Origin of the sequence: Myxococcus sp. CA033, from assembly GCF_013336625.1 — a bacterium.
Lineage (GTDB): Bacteria > Myxococcota > Myxococcia > Myxococcales > Myxococcaceae > Myxococcus > Myxococcus llanfairpwllgwyngyllgogerychwyrndrobwllllantysiliogogogochensis.
Map to the genome: position 1 here is coordinate 91,253 of NZ_JABUMU010000008.1, position 16,661 is coordinate 107,913.

General features: G+C 69.0%; 13 protein-coding genes. 5 read left to right on the top strand and 8 right to left on the bottom strand.

Annotated elements, in window-relative coordinates; translation table 11 throughout:
- Window positions 1–38: 38 nt before the first annotated feature.
- Genes HUA78_RS21120 through HUA78_RS21135 form a run of 4 tightly spaced genes read right to left on the bottom strand, consistent with a single transcriptional unit; the run spans window position 39 to window position 5,040 of the window.
- Window positions 39–1,244 carry an ABC transporter permease gene (locus HUA78_RS21120; protein ID WP_174477011.1) on the bottom strand — a complete coding sequence of 402 codons (1,206 nt, stop codon included), beginning with the start codon at window positions 1,242–1,244 and terminating at the stop codon, window positions 39–41.
- 23 nt (window positions 1,245–1,267) lie between these two features.
- Entirely contained in the window at window positions 1,268–2,761 is a 1,494-nt protein-coding gene (locus HUA78_RS21125; protein ID WP_174462428.1) for an efflux RND transporter periplasmic adaptor subunit, read from the bottom strand.
- Window positions 2,762–2,806: 45 nt separating this feature from the next.
- Window positions 2,807–3,523 (bottom strand): ABC transporter ATP-binding protein, encoded by a 717-nt coding sequence (locus HUA78_RS21130; RefSeq protein ID WP_141645674.1) that lies wholly within the window; start codon window positions 3,521–3,523, stop codon window positions 2,807–2,809.
- An 8-nt stretch (window positions 3,524–3,531) separates the two neighbouring features.
- A complete protein-coding gene (locus HUA78_RS21135) occupies window positions 3,532–5,040 on the bottom strand; it encodes a TolC family protein (RefSeq protein WP_254623819.1) in 1,509 nt (502 codons plus the stop codon).
- 568 nt (window positions 5,041–5,608) lie between these two features.
- Between HUA78_RS21135 and HUA78_RS21140 the strand changes: the two genes are divergently transcribed.
- Entirely contained in the window at window positions 5,609–6,823 is a 1,215-nt protein-coding gene (locus HUA78_RS21140) for a sensor histidine kinase KdpD (protein WP_254623820.1), read from the top strand.
- A gap of 3 nt (window positions 6,824–6,826) precedes the next feature.
- Window positions 6,827–8,173, top strand: coding sequence for a sigma-54 dependent transcriptional regulator (locus HUA78_RS21145; RefSeq protein ID WP_174477013.1), 1,347 nt, complete (start codon window positions 6,827–6,829; stop codon window positions 8,171–8,173).
- 40 nt (window positions 8,174–8,213) lie between these two features.
- Here the strand turns inward: HUA78_RS21145 and HUA78_RS21150 are convergent, their stop codons facing one another.
- Window positions 8,214–8,804, bottom strand: a complete 591-nt coding sequence (locus tag HUA78_RS21150) for a hypothetical protein (RefSeq protein WP_174466405.1) — start codon at window positions 8,802–8,804, stop codon at window positions 8,214–8,216.
- 98 nt (window positions 8,805–8,902) lie between these two features.
- On the opposite strand from HUA78_RS21150, the gene HUA78_RS21155 reads away from it, so the two are divergent.
- Window positions 8,903–9,364 (top strand): tetratricopeptide repeat protein, encoded by a 462-nt coding sequence (locus HUA78_RS21155; RefSeq protein ID WP_174477014.1) that lies wholly within the window; start codon window positions 8,903–8,905, stop codon window positions 9,362–9,364.
- A gap of 10 nt (window positions 9,365–9,374) precedes the next feature.
- Here HUA78_RS21155 and HUA78_RS21160 read toward each other — a convergent pair whose 3' ends face one another.
- Window positions 9,375–9,770 carry a VOC family protein gene (locus tag HUA78_RS21160; protein WP_174462427.1) on the bottom strand — a complete coding sequence of 132 codons (396 nt, stop codon included), beginning with the start codon at window positions 9,768–9,770 and terminating at the stop codon, window positions 9,375–9,377.
- 157 nt (window positions 9,771–9,927) lie between these two features.
- Window positions 9,928–12,087 (bottom strand): M4 family metallopeptidase, encoded by a 2,160-nt coding sequence (locus HUA78_RS21165; RefSeq protein ID WP_371745621.1) that lies wholly within the window; start codon window positions 12,085–12,087, stop codon window positions 9,928–9,930.
- Between the two features lie 256 nt (window positions 12,088–12,343).
- Between HUA78_RS21165 and HUA78_RS21170 the strand changes: the two genes are divergently transcribed.
- Both HUA78_RS21170 and HUA78_RS21175 read left to right on the top strand, forming a co-directional pair.
- Window positions 12,344–14,068, top strand: coding sequence for a phosphatidylinositol-specific phospholipase C (locus HUA78_RS21170; protein WP_174477016.1), 1,725 nt, complete (start codon window positions 12,344–12,346; stop codon window positions 14,066–14,068).
- A 259-nt stretch (window positions 14,069–14,327) separates the two neighbouring features.
- The gene (locus HUA78_RS21175; RefSeq protein ID WP_254623821.1) at window positions 14,328–15,836 is read left to right on the top strand and encodes a hydroxymethylglutaryl-CoA reductase; all 1,509 of its coding nucleotides are present in this window, start codon (window positions 14,328–14,330) and stop codon (window positions 15,834–15,836) included.
- A gap of 51 nt (window positions 15,837–15,887) precedes the next feature.
- Here the strand turns inward: HUA78_RS21175 and HUA78_RS21180 are convergent, their stop codons facing one another.
- Window positions 15,888–16,655: an ATP-grasp domain-containing protein gene (locus HUA78_RS21180; protein ID WP_174477018.1), complete on the bottom strand. Its 768-nt coding sequence runs from the start codon at window positions 16,653–16,655 to the stop codon at window positions 15,888–15,890.
- Between the last annotated feature and the right edge of the window lie 6 nt (window positions 16,656–16,661).

Sequence of the window (16,661 nt, forward strand, 5' to 3'; positions counted from 1 at the left end):
ACGCCCGGGAGCAGTCGGGTTGCTCCCGGGAGAAGGCGTCATTCGTAGCGGAGCGATTCGATGGGCGCGAGGCTCGCGGCGCGGCGCGCGGGCCAGATGCCGAAGAACACGCCCACGGACGCGGAGAAGGCGATGGCCACCACGATGGCCTCGGGGGCCACCACCATGGTCCATCCCATGAGCTTCTGGAGCACCGCCGCGCCCCCCACTCCCAGCACCAGTCCGAGCGTGCCTCCGGCCAGACACAGGACGAGGGACTCGACGAGGAACTGGAGCAGGATGTCCGTGCCCGTGGCCCCCAGCGCCTTGCGCAGACCAATCTCGCGCGTCCGCTCCGTCACCGAGACGAGCATGATGTTCATGATGCCGATGCCTCCCACCAGCAGGGAGATGGCGGCGATGCCGGCGAGCAGCAGCGAGAAGGTCTGCGTCGTCTCCTGCACCGTCGCGAGCAGCGAGGCCTGGTCGCGGATGTTGAAGTCGGCCGGCTCCTCGGGACGCAGGCGGTGCTCCCGACGCAGCTTGAGGTCGATCTCCGCCATGGCGTCGTCCATGGTCTTCTCGCTCATGGCCTGCACGGCGATGGAGCGGATGCGGTCGCTGCCCATCACCCGGAACTGCGCGGTGGACAGCGGGATGTAGAGGCTCTCGTCGGGGTTGGAGAAGCCCTGGGAGCCCTTCTCCGCCAGCACTCCAATGACCTCGAAGGGAATGCCTCGGATGCGAATCGTCTCGCCCACCAGCGAAGAGGAGTCGCGAATCCCCAGCTGCCCGCCCGCCAGCGCCCCCAGCACCACCACGCGCCGCCGACCCCGGTCCTCCGCGTCGGTGAACATCCGGCCCGCGACGACGCGGGACTCGTTGATGCCGAAGTACGCCGGCCACGTGCCCACCACCGACAGGTTCGCGTTGCCCGCGCCGTACTCCACCTGGAAGCGCGACTCGATTTCCGGCGCCACGGCCTGGATGTGTTTGGCGTTGGTGCGCAGCGCCTCCGCGTCGTCGATGGTCATCGACGCCTGACCTCGACCGAGGCCGCCCGAGAAGGACTGGCCGGGGCGCACCGTCAGGACATTCGTCCCGAGCGTCTTCAGCCGCTGCTCCACCGAGCGCTGGGCTCCTTCGCCCAACGCCACCATGGTGATGACCGCCGCGATGCCAATGACGATGCCGAGCATGGTCAACAGCGACCGCAGCTTGTTGGCGAGGACCGCGTCGAACGCCACAAGGATGATTTCACCCATGACCTGCCTCCTCCTCCCGCCGACTAACGACCGCCGCGCCCACCGCCAGCACCACCACCCATGCCGGGCATCATTCCGCCCCCTGCCTGCCGCATCCGCTCGTTGCGCTGCGCCTGCTGCTGCTGGAGCTGCGCCACCGACACGAGCAACACCTGCTCGCCCGCCTCCAGCCCGCTGATGACCTCCGAGCTCTCCCAGTCACTCATGCCCAGCACCACGCGGCGCGGCTCCGGCCCCTTCGCGCCCTGCACGAAGACGAGCCCCGGCCGCGTGTCGCCCTGGGCCTGCTGGCCGTCGCGGTTGCCCCGGTTGCGCCGGCCTTCACCCGCGCCGTCCTGACCCGCGGCCGTCGCGGGAGTCGCCACGTTCACTGGCGTGGCCGTGCCCGCGCCCACGGTGCCCTTGTCGCCGCCCGCCACGGGCGCGCCCTCGGTGCCACCCGTCGACGCCGGGCCCTGTGGAGCGGTGTCCGCGCCGCTTCCCCCCGAGCCGCCCCGGCCCCGGCCCGCCCCGGTGGAGCCCGGCGGACGCATCAGCGAGCGCACCGAGTCCTCCGTGAGTCCCACCGCCAGCGCCGCCGCGCGAGCATCCCGCAGGCCCACCACGGCGGAGTTGGGGACGGTGATGGCGTCGCGGCGGCGGGAGATTTCAATGGCCACCTCCGCGTTCATCCCCGGGCGCAGCAGCCCTTCCGGATTGTCCAGGCGCACGAGCACCGGGAAGAGGGTGACGTTCTGCTCCACCAGCGCCTGGGGTTCGATCTTCACGACCTCACCGACGAACGTCTTTCCCGGGTACGCCTCCATCGTCACGCGCGCCTTGAGGCCCGCCTTGAGCTGGCCCACGTCCGTCTCGTCCACCTTGGCGCGCACTTGCATGACGGACAGGTCCGCCATCTTGAACAGCGTGCTGCCACCGGACACGTTGGACGTGGCCGACGCGATGATCTGCCCGGGCTGAATCGTCCGCTCCAGCAGCGTCCCGGCGCTGGGGGCGCGGATGGTGACGTCGCGGCTGCGCTCCTTGGCGAGCTGGAGGTTCGTCTCCGCGCGCACCTTGGCCGCCCGCGCGGTGGCGTAGGCATCCACCGTCGTCTCGTATTCCTGCTGGGTGACGTAGCCGGACTGACGCAGCGACTCCATGCGCTGGCGCTGGGCCTCCGTCGTGTTCAGTCGCACGCGCGCGGAGTCCAGGTCCGCCTGCGCCTGGGCCAGCGCGTTCTGCACGTCGCGCGGGTCGATCTCCGCGAGCAGCGCGTCCTTCTCCACCTTGTCGCCGGTGTCGAACAGCACGCGGAGCACTTCGCCGGACGCCTTGGACTTCACCTCCACCACGCGCAGCGGCTCCACCAGGCCGGCGGACTCCGCGACGACCTCCATGTCCCGGCGCTCCACCACGGCGACGGCCGCCGAGCGCTCCGGTGTGGCGGGCTCCGTGCTCCGCTGGGTGGCGTAGACGCCCGCTCCAATCAGGACCGCCGCGACACCCGTGATGACCATCTTCTTCGCCTTGCTCACGACGTCCTCCAGGTCTCTTCGTGGCCGCGCGACGCGCGGTCCCGCTCAATTCCGCTTCAGCTCGTCCCGCTCGATGACGCCGTCCTTCAAGAACAGCACCCGCCGCGCGTACGCCGCGATGTCCGACTCGTGCGTGACGAGCATCAACGTCTGCCCCTGGGCATGCAGCTCCCCGAAGAGGGCCATGATTTCCTCACCCGTCCGGCTGTCGAGCGCGCCCGTGGGCTCGTCCGCCAGCAGCAGCGCGGGCTGCGTCACCAGCGCGCGGGCGATGGCCACGCGTTGACGTTGACCGCCCGATAGTTCGTTGGGCCGGTGGTCCTTGCGTGCGCCCAGGCCCACCTTCTCCAGCATCGCCGCCGCGCGCTCGTGGCGGACCTTCTTGGGCACGCGCGCGTACACCAGCGGAAGCGCCACGTTGTCCAGCGCGGAGGCGCGGGGCAGCAGGTTGAAGCTCTGGAACACGAAGCCCAGCTCGCGGTTGCGGATGCGCGCGAGCGCGTTCTCCGTCATTCCCGCCACGGGTTGGCCGTTGAGCCAGTACTGCCCGCCGCTCGGCACATCCAGGCAGCCGATGAGGTTCATGAAGGTGGACTTGCCGGAGCCCGACGGGCCCATGACGGCCACATATTCGTTGCGGCGGATGGTGAGGTCCACGCCGCGCAGCGCGCGCACCACCTCCGAGCCCATCGTGTAGTCCTTGCTCAAGCCCTCCACGCGGATGACCACGTCCGCGATGTCCCGCGCCGTCGAACTCTCCATGGCGATGCTCACAGCGGCCTCCCGGCGAGCGCTTCCAGTTCGGCGCGTGCGATGCGGTAGTCGAAGCGAGAGGACACGAGGTTGATCTCCGCCTGGACCAGGTTCTCCTGCGACGTCAGCAGCTCCAGGATGGTCGTCGCGCCCAGACGGTAGCGCTCTTCCTGCACCTTGAGGTCCTCGCGCGCCACCTCCACGGACTGCTCGGACAGGGTGATGCGGTCCGCGGAGAGGCGCAGTTGAGCCAACGCCTGGCTGGCCCCTGACCTCACCGCGCGCCGCGTGTCCGCGAGCTGCGCCTGGGACACGACTTCCTGCGTCCTGGCGCGCTGCACCCGCTCCTCGCGCAGGAAGCCGTCGAAGATGGGGTAGGAGAGGCCCAGGCGCACCGACCAGCTCGTCTTGCCTCCGTTGAAGCTCGCGTCCTGGTTGAACCAGTCGTAGCCGGCGGACAGGCGAACGGACGGCAGGTAGGTCGCCTTCGCCACGCTCACGCCCGCTTCGGAGGCGCGCAGCGTGGAGGCCGCGGCGAGCACCGCGGGGGCGTTGGATTCCAGCTCCGTGATGAGCGCGGCCTCGGTGAGGGTGAACGGCTTGGGGCCCAGGTTCCCGTCGGCCTGGGCCTGCGCCGGACCGTCCGCGCCGATGAGGCGTCCCAGCGACAGGGCCGCCGAGGTGCGCTGGGTCTCCGCCGTGCGCAGCGCCTCCAGGGCCGTGGTGTGGTCCAGCCGCGCCCGCAGCAGGTCGGAGCGCGTCGCCGAGCCCACCGCCAGCCGCCGCTCCGCCGCGTCTTCGTTCTGCTTGGCCCGCTCGATGCGCGAGCGCGCCACTTCTTCCAGGCCCGTCGCCCGGAGCACCTCGTAGAAGGCGCGCTCCACGTCGAGCACCGCGCTGGCGCGCTGCGCGGTGAGCTGTGCCCCGGCCGCACCGGACTGCGCGCGGGTCTGCTTGCGCGTGGCGCTGCGCTGGCCACCGGTGAAGACGTTCCACGACGTGGACAGGCCCGCGCTGTACGTGTCGTTGGAACCGGAGACGACGGTGCCTGTATCGGGCACGATGCGATCACTGCTGGAGAGCGAGCCCGTCGCGTTCGCCGAGAGGGAAGGGAGGTAGGCGCCCACCGCGCTGAGCTCCGCCGACGCCGCGTTGGTGACGGTGCCCTCCGCCTGCACCACCTGCGGATTCGCCTTGAGAGCACGCGCGATGGCCTCCTCGAGCGTGACAGTCACGCCCTGGGGCTCTTCTGCCTGGGCCGTGAGGCTCTGGACCGGCGCGCTGTCTGGGGCCTGGGGAGTTCCCTGAACCGGCGCGGCTGCGTCCTTCTTCGTCGTTTCCTGGGTGGGCGCGTCGGCCGGAGCCTTCTGTGTCTGGGCGGCGCCGTTCTGCTCCGTGCCGGGAGCCCGGGTGGGCGTCTGCGCCGCGCCCAATCCTGGCGTCGCCACCAGGCCGAGGAGGCCCAGCGTCAGCGCCGTCATCCGGTGGGGCCGTCTCTTGAACCACGCTCTCTTGAGCATCGTCATCGCAGCCATGTCCCGTTGAAGGCCGGTGCGCTTCTGGCGCGTCCGGCGGTTCCGAAGCAGGGTGACTGCATGCGCCTTGCCAGTTTTCAACACATTGAAACCTCAGGGGAAACCCGCGCGAGCGCTGCGAGAAGCGCCGTCCGAGTGCGGATTCCGCATGCGGTCCGCGAGGGCCTCCATCGGTCATGTCGCGCGGCGTGAGGGCCGCGTGGGGGCGAGGCTTCGTGGGCCCCTGGCGAGACGTGGGCCTCGTGCTTGCACAAGGAGGCCGGGACGGGTGGGTGTGACGCGTGTCGCCTCCTGCTCGGACTGCGCTCCAGCGGCCTGTGCGCCGCGCCAACCCTCGGGAGAACCGCATGGGCTCGACAGCAACCAGGCAATGGGGAGCCCGCGTGGCGTCACGCCGTGCGAGAAGGGAGTGCGGATTCCGCACCGTGCATGCAGAGTTCGCAGCGAGCGGAGGCATCTCATGGAGTGGGATTCACCCCGAGCGGGGTCATCGTCGATGAGCGGCGCGTCCCGTTGGAGGCCGCGTGGTCCGTGGATGCCGTGGGTCGCGGCGGGGCTCATGTGCGCCGTGCTTCTGTCCGCGGTGCTCTTCATCCGCAGGTCCGCGATGGAGTCGTCCTCGCTGGTGGTGCGAGGCATGGCCAACGTCCTGATGCACTCCGGGTTGGAGGCCTTCCGAGAGGGCTCGGGTCCTCCGAGCCAGCAGTCGCTCGATGCCTTCCTCGCGGCGAACCAGGAGGGTGGTCTGCGCTACGTGGCCATCATCGAGGACGGGCGGGTGCTGGAGTCGTCGGGGGAGGGCTCGCTGGGAGAGATTCAGGATGGCCCCTTGCTGCGCATCGAGGCGGGCCGGGGACGCTTCATCCATCGACTGCGCAAGCCGAAGCCGGAGGCCCCGGTCACGACGAGCGGGGGGGCACCCACGGTGGACCCGGCGCACCAGGAGCCGCGCCGCAACCTGCGCATCGGCTACGAGTTCGAGCCTGTCACCGCGCTGGAGTTGACGGATCGCGCGCAGCGGCTGCTGTTCATCGCGGCGGTGTCGTGCGTGGGAATCCTGGGGCTGGCCTTCGCCTTCTCGCGCTCCCTGGCGCAGCGCGAGGCCCTGGCGGCGGAGCTGGAGCGAGGCCGTCGGCTGGCGGCACTGGGCACCATGTCGGCGGTGCTGGCGCACGAGCTGCGCAACCCGCTGGCCTCGCTCAAGGGCCACGCTCAGTTGCTCGCGGAGCGCGTGGAGCGGGACGAGGTGCTGCGCCCCAAGGCGGACCGCATCGTGGGTGAGGCGGTGCGGTTGGAGCAGCTGATGAATGACCTGCTGTCCTTCGTGCGCAGCGGAGAGCTGCGGCGCACCGGGACGGACCCCAACGAGGTGTTGCGCGCGGCGGTGGAGGCCACGGGTGAGTCCAGCGTGCAGGCGCACTACCTGCCGAGCCGCGAGCAGTGGGAGCTGGACGCTGGGCGCTTCCAGCAGGCGCTGGAGAACGTGCTGCGCAACGCGGTGCAGGTGAGTCCGGCCGGGCAGCGCGTGGAGGTGGACGTGGCCCAGGAGGGCAAGTCGCTCGTGTTCATCGTGAGGGATTACGGGCCGGGCATTCCGAAGGGAGACGAGGAGCGCATCTTCGAGCCCTTCGTCACCGGGCGGCTGCGGGGCGTGGGCCTGGGCCTGGCCATCACCCGCCGCATCGTGGAGCTGCACGGGGGCTCGGTGAGCGCGAAGACCCATTCCGGAGGTGGCGCGGAGTTCCGGCTCATCGTCCCGGCGAGGGGGACCTGAGCCATGGCGCGCATCCTGGTGGCGGATGACGAGGAGGGCGTGCGCTCGTTCATCGCGGAGGCGCTCGAGGTCGAAGGCCACGTGGTGACGACGGCGGCGGATGGTGAGGAGGCCGCGCGGCTCCTGGCGAAGCAGGGCGTGGATTTGCTGGTGACCGACCTGCGGATGCCGGGGATGGATGGGCTGACGCTGCTGCGCAAGGTGCGCGAGGAGCAGCCGGACGTGGAGGTCATCATCCTCACCGCGGTGGGATCGGTGGAGAGCGCCGTGTCGGCGATGAAGGCCGGCGCGTTCGAGTACCTCCTCAAGCCGGTGGGAAGTCCGGCGGAGCTGCGACTGACGGTGGCTCGGGCGCTGGAGCGCCGCGCGCTGTTGAACTTCAAGGCGGAGGCGCGTCAGTCCACCAGCGAGGTGGTGCTGAGCTGGGGCGCGCCGTCGATGGGGCCCGTGGTGGAGGCGCTGCGCAAGGTGTCACCCACGCAGGCCACGGTGTTGCTCGTGGGCGAGAGCGGCACGGGCAAGGAGGTCGCCGCGCGGGCGCTGCACCAGTGGAGTGAGCGCTCGGAGGGGCCCTTCGTCGCGGTGAACTGCGCGGCCCTCACGGAGACGCTGCTGGAGAGCGAGCTGTTCGGCCACGAGAAGGGCGCCTTCACCGGCGCGGTGGCGCAGCGGCGCGGCCGCATCGAGCTGGCCCAGGGCGGGACGTTCTTCCTGGACGAAGTGGGCGAGCTGAAGGCGGAGCTGCAGGCCAAGCTGTTGCGCGTGCTCCAGGAGCGGCGCTTCGAGCGAGTGGGGGGGACCCGGACGCTGGAGGCGGACGTGCGCTGGGTGGCGGCGACCAACCGCGACCTCAAGACGATGATGGCCCACGGCGAGTTCCGCGAGGACCTCTACCACCGGCTGGCGGTGTTCCCCATCCGGATGCCGTCGCTGCGCGAGCGTCGCGAGGACCTGCGTCCACTGGCGGAGCTGTTGCTGCGTCGCATTGGCGAGGAGCTGGGACGGCCCGGGTTGAAGCTGTCCCCGGAGGCGTCGGAGAGGCTGGAGTCCTTCTCCTGGCCGGGCAACGTGCGCGAGCTGCGCAATGCCCTGGAGCGCGCGGCCATCCTCGCCGACGGCGCGGTGGTGGAGTCGAGCCACCTGTGGCTGGACCCCACCAGTGCTCCGGCTCCCACGGCCACACCCGCGGCGGGCGTGCGCCTGCCGGACACGACGCTGGAGGAGTTGGAGCGGATGGCGATTGAACAGGCCATCGCGGACGAGGGTGGCAACCGGAAGCGCGCCGCGCAGCGGCTGGGCATCGGGTTGCGCACGCTCTACGACAAGCTGCGGCGCTACGGAATGCAGTGAGGCCAGGGGGCGCGAAGCAGCCGCGCCCCCGGGGCCACGCTCACGGAGGGCCGTAGCCCTGCACGCGGGAGTTGACCTCCACCGCGGTGGCGTAGATCTGCGCCCACGTCCGGTACTTCAGCTTGTCGCCGAAGCCCTTCTGGTCATTGGCGTAGTTGAACAGGTCCTTGCGGAAGAGCGCGTCGGCCGCCTTGCGCGCGCCATCGGCCAGGGGCGTGCCCTTGCGGTCGTAGTAGCGCAGCAGGTCATAGCCGTAGTCGTGCGTCTTCGCGGCCGGGTCGAACTCCTTGTCCGGGCCAATCTTGCCGGGCGCGGACGCGGAGCCGTGCGGGTCCTGCATGCGCTGACCGTGCTTCGTCTGGATGGCGTAGGGCTTGTAGCCCATCACCTTCTCGAAGTCGGCCGGGGGCGGGCGGGCACCCGTCAGGTACTCGTTCATCAGCTTGCCGTGGTCCCCGGCGGGCGCCGCGCCCACCTTGGCCGTCTTCTCCGTGGCGTTCGTGCCTCGGGCGAAGGTGTCCTGGGTGTTCGGCCGGACCGGCACCGCCGTGTTGGAGCGCTCGGCGGTCGGCGACTCAGCGCTGTTGGAGACCGGACGGCGGGAGGAGACGGGGGGATTGCGCACGAGCATGGAGGACCCGGGGGAAAGCTTCTCTTGGTTTGTCGCACTCTGTAGGGTGGAAGTTGCGTGAATGGGATTAACGCACCGCATTGTGAGAAGGAGAGCTTGTGGGCACGGACCTGTATCGCGACGGACTGGCGCGGCTGGAGGCGGGGGATGGGAAGGAGGCGAAGCGGCTGCTGGAGGCCGCGCTGCATGAGGCCCCGGGGGACGCGGGGGTGATGCACGCGCTGTCACGGGCGCTGGACCTGGCGGGGGAGCGCGCGAGGGCCGTGGAGTTGCTGGAGCTGGTCCACGCGAAGGCCCCATCGGAGCCGGGCCCGGCGTGTGACCTGGCGATTGCGCTGTTGGAGAAGGGGGAGGACGCGCGCGCGGCGCAGGTACTGGGGCCGGTGCTGGAGGCCCACCCCGACCACCCCCGGGCGAACCTGGACCTGGCGCTGGCGCTGGCGAAGACGGAGCCGGACCGGTCAAGGCTTCATGCCCAACGCGCGGGCCTGAGCTCCAACGCGGACGAGCGCGAGCAGGCGGCGGCGCTGGAGCGGGTGCTGTCCGGACAGGCGCCCTGAGCTACGAGCGTCACATCTCCCGGACGCACGCCTCGATGTTGTTGCCGTCCGGGTCCAGCAGGAAGGCCGCGTAGTACTTGTAGGCGCCGACGCGCGGACCGGGCGCGCCATTGTCCCGGCCGCCCGCGGCCAGTCCGCGCTGATGGAACGCGTCCACCTCCGCGCGGTCCGTGGTGGAGAACGCCATGTGGAGGGGACTGCGCCCCGGGCCGTGCTGGTCCGTCCAGGTCTCCGGTCGAAGCGTGCCCACCCATAGGAAGGGGGACTTCGGGTCGGTGCCGAACAGCGCGAAGCCGTCGCCGCGTTCCATGCGTTTGAGCCCCAGCGGAGCGAGGCACGCCTCGTAGAAGCGCACGCACTTCTCCAGGTCCTTGGTCACGAATCCGAAGTGGTCGAGCTTGAGCATGCGGTCACGATGGGAACGGGCGCGACTTCGTGACAAGTGACCGCCCGGCGGTCCCCGCGCTCGCTCTCCCGCCTGCCTTCGAGCGGGCGGAAAGCGCACGACGGGCGGCCTCCCGAGGGAAGCCGCCCGCCGCGTGAGGTGCCGCGCGAAGCCGGTGCTACGGCGTCGTGTAGTTGATGGTCAGGTTGTACGTCGCCGCCTGGTTGCTCGCGCCGCGCACCATGACGTGGGCCGCTGTCTGCCCGGCGGGCACGGTGAGCGTGCACGTCTCGGCGGCCCCCGACAGGTTGGGGCGGCAGTCATAGGCGCTGGTGGTGGGCTGCGAGCCGAAGCGGACGTACAGGTTGGGGTTGCGCGTGCCCGTCATCACCACGCTGAACGTCGTGCCCGGCACCACGGTGTAGGGGCCGTAGCGCACGTTCGTGTTGCGCGTCACCGAGCCCGACTCCGTCTCCGTGGTGGGCGTGCCGGGTCCGCCATCGCCCGAATACGTGCCCGTCAGCGTCAGCCCGGAGTAGGCCGAGAAGGCGTTGACCATGACGTACCAGGTGCCGGCCTGCGGGTTGTTGATGGTGCACGTCTCCGCGTTGCCGCTGGTGTACGGGCGGCAGTCGTAGGTGCCGGAGTTCGGCGCGGCGCCGAAGCGCACGTACAGGTCCGCGTCACCCGTGCCACCGCTGGTGGTGACGACCAGCGAGGCGCGGCCCGCGGGGACCTCCAGCGTGTAGTACTTCTTGTTGCCGGAGCTGCCGGACAGGCCCGTCACCGGCACGCCGTTGCTCAGCGGCGACGTCACCGGGGGCGGAGGCGGCACACCGACGGCCACCCATGCATCCGTCACGGCCTGGACGGTCGCGGCGTTGTAGCCCAGCTCCTGCGCGGCCTGGACGGTGTACGCCTTGGCCTGCTCGAACGTGGTGCTCGGGGTGAAGAGGTCCGTGTTGGCCTTGTAGAAGATGCGGCCGGCCGCTTCCGGGCCAATCGCGGCGACGGTATTGGTCGTCTTGCCACGCGGGTGCGTGCCACCCTTGGAGAGCAGGGCGAAGACGAGGTTGCTGATGCCGGAGCTGTAGTGCACGTCCACGCCGGACGAGTAGTCGCCGTAGAAGTCCAGCGAGTCGCCATCCTTGGCCGGGTCGTCCATGTAGCGCAGGGCGTCGTTGGCGGTGCCCGGGGTCCAGATGTCCTCGCCCACCATGAACACGTCCGCGTCCGTGGCCCAGCTGCGCGTCCAGCTCTCGCACACGCCGGAGAAGATGTCGGACATGGACTCGTTGAGGCCGCCGGACTCACCCGAGTAGATGAGGTCCGACTCGGTGTCCGTCACCGCGTGGGTCAGCTCGTGGACGGTGACGTCCAGGTCCTTGCCCAGCTCGATGGAGTTCACGCCGTCGCCGTCGCCGTACACCATCTGGGTGCCGTCCCAGTACGCGTTCACGTAGTTGCTGCCGTAGTGGACGGTGCTGATGAGCGCGGCGCCCGCGTTGTCATACGAGTCGCGGCCGAACAGCGTCTGGTAGCAGTTGTACGTGACGCCGAGCTGGTCGTAGTTCATGTCCACGTGGGCATCGCCCGTGGCCGCCTGTCCCTCGCTGCGGCGGAGGGTGCCCGGCGTGGTGCTGCCATTGTTGGCGCTGTGCACCCGGCGGTTGAGCGCCTCGTGGATCTGCGGATGCGTGGCCACAACGCCGCCGCGCTGCGCGTCGACATAGACCAGGTCATCGGCCTTGAAGCCGTCGCGGGTGCCTACCAGGCGCACCTGCCACGCCAGCCGGAGCTCCTCGGTGCCCTCGGGACGCAGGTACACCAGCGTCGGAGCACCCTCGGCCTTCGCGCCGTCGACGGACGTTCCGGCGAGCGCGGACGTGCGAGCGGCCTCCGAGGCCACCGTCGCCCGAGCGGAAGGCGCCGAGCCACCGCGCGCCGAGCCGTTGGCCGCGTAGATGAGGCCCTCCGGGTCCGCGTGGAGGACCAGCTCGCTGCCCACCACGGGCAGGCCCTGCTCGAGCTGCCGGAAGCGCAGGTGCTTGCGGCCCTGCGCGTCCACCGTGGCGCGGCGGAACACCAGGTCGTCGTTGCGCAGGCGGAAGGCGGAGGCGATCTCCGCCAGGGCCTCGCGAGCCTCCTCGCCGGAGTCGGAGCGAGCGCGCTGCGCGGACACTCCGCCAGCCCCGGTCAGCCGACCCAGCTCACCGCGAATGAGGAACGGAACACCTTCCTGTTGTCCGACCACCTCGGCTCCAGGCAGTCGCGCCAACGCGGCCTGGACATCCGCGTCCTTGGCCTCCCCGTTGGGTGCTTCTCCTTCTGGCTGCACCGCACCGCAAGCCATGAGACCGGCGCCAACCCACGCCGCGCAGAACGTCCTCCAGACATTGCCTCTCAAGAGCACGACCTTTCTGTTGAAGGGGCTCTTTCATTGCACGTGGCTTATTCGTGTTTCAAGTGATTTTGATATATAAGATGGTTTTTCCTGTTTCGGGGTGGTTTTACACGCAGGCCCGCTCAGGTGTGCCCATTCGTGGGCAAGGGTATGTCGCCGCCACCCCTTCACACGTCAACGAGAGACAATCATGTCCACGCTGTCTTTCCCTGTCGCGGGGCTTCGTCCCCTGGCGCTCCTGCTGGCTCTGGGGCTCATCGTCGGTACGACTCCAGCCCTCGCGAGGGGGCGGTACTACAACCACTCCGGCGGTATCGAGACGAGTCACCCCGCGTGGATGAGCTGGGTCCCCAGCTCGACGGGCCTGGGCGCCCTGTCCATGCCTGGGACTCACGACACCATGGCCTATCAATCTTATGGTGGAGATCTGACACAGACCCAGTCGTTGGGATTGCGCCAGCAGCTCGACGCGGGGATCCGCGCGCTGGACATCCGTTGTCGGCACATCGGTGACCGTTTCACCATCCACCACGGCGTCGTCTACCTGCACGTCAACTTCGACGATGTCCTCCAGACGACCATCCAGTTCCTCAATGCGCACCCCTCCGAGACGGTGGTGATGCGCGTGAAGCGGGAACACACGGAGGAGAGCAATACGCGCGGTTTCGCGCAGACCTTCGAGTGGTATCGCGACCAGCCCGCCTACAGCCCCTACCTCTGGCGGGGCTCGCATGTGCCCACGCTGGGAGAGGTTCGCGGGAAGATTGTGATTGTGGACGATTTCGCCGGAGGGACTTACGGCATCCCCTGGGGCGCGGTGAATCTCCAGGATGACTGGACGGTGTCCCAGCTCGCGGATATCGACGACAAATGGAACAAGGTCCGCGCGCACCTTGACAGGACCCAGGGCGGTTCACCGTCCACCCTGTTCATCAACTTCCTGAGTGGTTCTTCCGCCATGGCTTATCCCTTACATGTGGCGGGAGGAATCAACATCCTGGGTATCAATTACCGGGGCGTGAATGACTACGCCATCGACCACCTGGTGGGCGGGTGGGCGCAGCGCGCGGGCATGATGATGATGGATTTTCCGGGGGCGGGATTGATTGACGCCATCCTGGCCCTCAACGTCCGGCTGTTGCCTTCCTCCAGCGGGTTGCCGGCGGACTTCAGCGCCATCTTCAGGAATACGGCGTACACGCTCGGTGGCGACGCGGAGGCTCGCTGGTATGGGATGCAGGCGTTCCTCCAGAACGCGGCGCCCGGGCGCAACTGGCATGTGATGGCGCTCAAGAAGGAGTGGGGGGCGTGGATGCACCACGAGGGCGCCTTCTATCAATCCGATTCGATGGATGACTTCACGCACCTCGCCTTTCCAACGCGGACGGTGACCAGCGTGGTGGGGCCGGGGTATCTGGCCAGCTATGTGAACGGGCAGCTCGGGAGCCTGTCTGGAGGCTCGGGAGACAGGTCCTCCCAGCTCCATTCGCGGCTGAGCGCGCGCTTCCCTTTCCAGCTCTGGTCCGTGGTGGTGAAGCGCGCTCCCGGAGGGCTCGGCAACTGGGCGTATTCGGATTTCGGGCGCGGCTACAAGACCTCGTCGGGCGACTACACATATGCGGTCCAGGGCTATTCGGCCTACGACGGGGTGTATCTGCACGAGCACATCCAGCAGGAGGGCAACGTCGTCCGTCTGACGTCGAACGTCGGCTTCCTGGGGGACGTTGGCTTCGATGATTCGCTGAGCTCAGTCACCGTGCTGGGGCCCTATCAGGCGACGCTGTGCGAGCACCCGAACCAGACGGGCCGGTGTTTCACCACGTCCTCGAGTATTCGCGAGGTCAACGCGGTGCCGGGTGGGCCGTGGAATGACCAGATTTCGTCGGCCTCCGTCAGCCGGACGGGGCTGCACTGAGGCTTCGGGCGGTGCCCGCGGGGTTGAATGTTCCTCGTCCCGCGGGCCCGTCCTGTCTGCCTCGCGGGGCAAGGTGCTGTCACACGTTGGATGGCGAGGCGCCTCGTTGAACATGCTTTGCCGGGAAGTCGGCAGTGTCGTGCCGGCTCCGCGCGACATTTGAAACAAGCGTGCCTTGGTTGGCCTGGGGGGCGTCATGGCCAGCGATGTGGTGAGTTCGACGAGGGGTATCGGGAGCGAACCAGGAGCGACGCGGTGCTTGAGGAATCGGCGCGGCGCGGTGGAACTCGAGCTGCGCAATCACCTGACGGACCTGCGGCTCATCGGGCTCGGCGTGGTTCGGGTGGATGGGAAGGAAGTTCCGCTCGAGCAGGTCGTGCTGATGTCGGACGAGGGCCCCGTGTGGCGTGGCGAGCGGCTGTCGCGGGAATGCCCGGTGGCCTTCGATCAGCGCAGGACGCTGTGCCTGCGCGCCGAGATTCCGCCGCTCGGGGAGGGGGAGCACCGGGTGGAGGTGGAGCTGGAGTGTGGACTTCACGGCCCCGTGAGTCTGCATGTGACGGAGGCCATCGAGGAGGGACACCCGGAGCCCGACAGTCGCATCCCGCGCAGTCCGGGGGATGACTACACGGAGGACATCGTCCGCTGCCGGCGGGACTACGCGGAGGCGTGGACGGGGGCTCGGCTGGAGCATGTGGCGAGCCACTCGTTCGACGCTGGCCATGCGAGGAACTCGTGCGAGCACTTCACGGGTGTGGCCCAGGTTCCGCTGGGCATCGCCGGGCCCCTCACCATCCTGGGGGAGAATGCGCATGGCGCGTACCTCATCCCCCTGGCCACGACAGAGGGGGCGATGGTGGCGAGCTACAACCGCGGCATCAAGGTCCTCAACGAGTCCGGAGGGGCTGTCTGCACGGTGCTGGACGACGCCATGCAACGCTCGCCGGTCTTCGTCTTCGAGAGCGCGAAGGCCGGGCGAGAATTCACGACCTGGGTGAGGACGAATCAGGCGGCCATCGCCGAGCAGGCGGAGTCGACGAGCCGTGTGGCGAAGCTCCAGGACATCGACGCCTATCAGGTGAGCCGGATGGTCTTCCTGCGCTTCAACTTCACGACGGGAGATGCGGCGGGACAGAACATGGTGGGCAAGGCCGTGTTCGCCGCGCTCCTGTGGATTCGGGAGCAGTATCCGGCCATCCGCGCCAGCTTCCTGGATGGCAACATCTCCACGGACAAGAAGTCGTCCCAGCTCAACATCCTGCGGACCCGAGGCAAGCGCGTGGTGGCGGAGGCGGTCATCGGCAAGGAGTTGCTCCTGTCACGGATGCGCACGCACGTGCGCCAGTTGGTGCAGGTGCAGCGCATCACCACGGAAGGGGCGAATCTGGCGGGCTCACACAACAACGGCTCTCAGTCCGCCAATGCACTCGCGGCGGTGTTCATCGCGACGGGCCAGGACGTGGGGGCCCTGGCGGAGTCCGCCGCCGGACGCCTGTACATGGAGGAGACTTCGGACGGGGACCTCTATGCGTCCATCACCCTGCCCGCGCTCGTGCTGGCCACGCACGGTGGAGGCACGGGCCTGCCGACGCAGCGGGAGTGCCTGGAGATGATGGACTGCTACGGACGCGGCAAGGTGCGCCGGCTGGCGGAGATTGTCGCGGGAGTCGTCCTCGCGGGAGAGCTGTCGCTCGCGTGTGCCCTGTCGTCCACGCTGGGCTCGGAGGAGTGGGTTGCCAGCCACGAGCACCTGGGACGCAATCGCTAGCGAGCCAGGGCCGGGCGCCTGGCTCGCGAGCCGATGTGGCCGCGAGCCAGGTCAGAAGCTCATCGCTTCGAGTGCTGCCACCATCTTCCCGACGTCGTACCCGTAGAAGCCCGCCGAGTTGAGGGTGTTGATCTCCCCGACGTAGGGCTTCTGCTCGTGGACGAAGACGTCCAGCGCATAGGCCCGGTCCGGTCCCCAACGGTCCGCCATGCGCTGAGCGAAGGTCCATACGTCCGGCTCGACTTCCGGCGAGGAGAAGACCCGGTCCCCCAGCTTGTAGCGCGTGCCCGTGACGACGCGGCCGTCCACGACGACCATGCGGTACTCGCTCTGGATGTGCCGGAGCGCGCTGACGACCACCCACGTGTCCGAGGTGACCTGGGTGTTCGCGGGCTCCGCCAGGGCGCTCTCGCGCCAGTGCTCGAAGTCCTCCCATGAGGTCACCATGCCGGAGAACGACTTGTCGTCCAGGCACGGTCGGATGAAGAACGGCTTCGCCCGCACGGGCACCTCGCCGAATCGGCACACGTGCGCGTCGGCGTTCAACAGGTGCTCGCCCAGGTGCGCGCGCCACACGCGAAAGTCGAACCGCTCGTTGAGGAACGCGCCCGGCGACCATCCCCGGGCCTTCGCGTAGCGCGCCAGGCTGAGCGAGCCCATGACGACGACGGGCCCCGTCACGTCAACGGTGGGCTCCACGCCCCCGTCGAAGGGAATCACCTTCACCAGGGTGTGGGGAATGCCTCCGCGCTCCAGAGCCTGCACCAGGTCGTGGAAGCCGCGCTCGTTGAACAGGTTGTTCTGGACGACCCAGTGCATGTGGCT

Bases quoted from the DNA above. Each gene is read 5' to 3' on its own strand.
- HUA78_RS21120 (WP_174477011.1), bottom strand. From the start codon at position 1,244: ATGGGTGAAATCATCCTTGTGGCGTTCGACGCGGTCCTCGCCAACAAG.
- HUA78_RS21130 (WP_141645674.1), bottom strand. From the start codon at position 3,523: ATGGAGAGTTCGACGGCGCGGGACATCGCGGACGTGGTCATCCGCGTG.
- HUA78_RS21135 (WP_254623819.1), bottom strand. From the start codon at position 5,040: ATGACGATGCTCAAGAGAGCGTGGTTCAAGAGACGGCCCCACCGGATG.
- HUA78_RS21140 (WP_254623820.1), top strand. From the start codon at position 5,609: ATGTGCGCCGTGCTTCTGTCCGCGGTGCTCTTCATCCGCAGGTCCGCG.
- HUA78_RS21145 (WP_174477013.1), top strand. From the start codon at position 6,827: ATGGCGCGCATCCTGGTGGCGGATGACGAGGAGGGCGTGCGCTCGTTC.
- HUA78_RS21150 (WP_174466405.1), bottom strand. From the start codon at position 8,804: ATGCTCGTGCGCAATCCCCCCGTCTCCTCCCGCCGTCCGGTCTCCAAC.
- HUA78_RS21160 (WP_174462427.1), bottom strand. From the start codon at position 9,770: ATGCTCAAGCTCGACCACTTCGGATTCGTGACCAAGGACCTGGAGAAG.
- HUA78_RS21170 (WP_174477016.1), top strand. From the start codon at position 12,344: ATGTCCACGCTGTCTTTCCCTGTCGCGGGGCTTCGTCCCCTGGCGCTC.
- HUA78_RS21180 (WP_174477018.1), bottom strand. From the start codon at position 16,655: ATGCACTGGGTCGTCCAGAACAACCTGTTCAACGAGCGCGGCTTCCAC.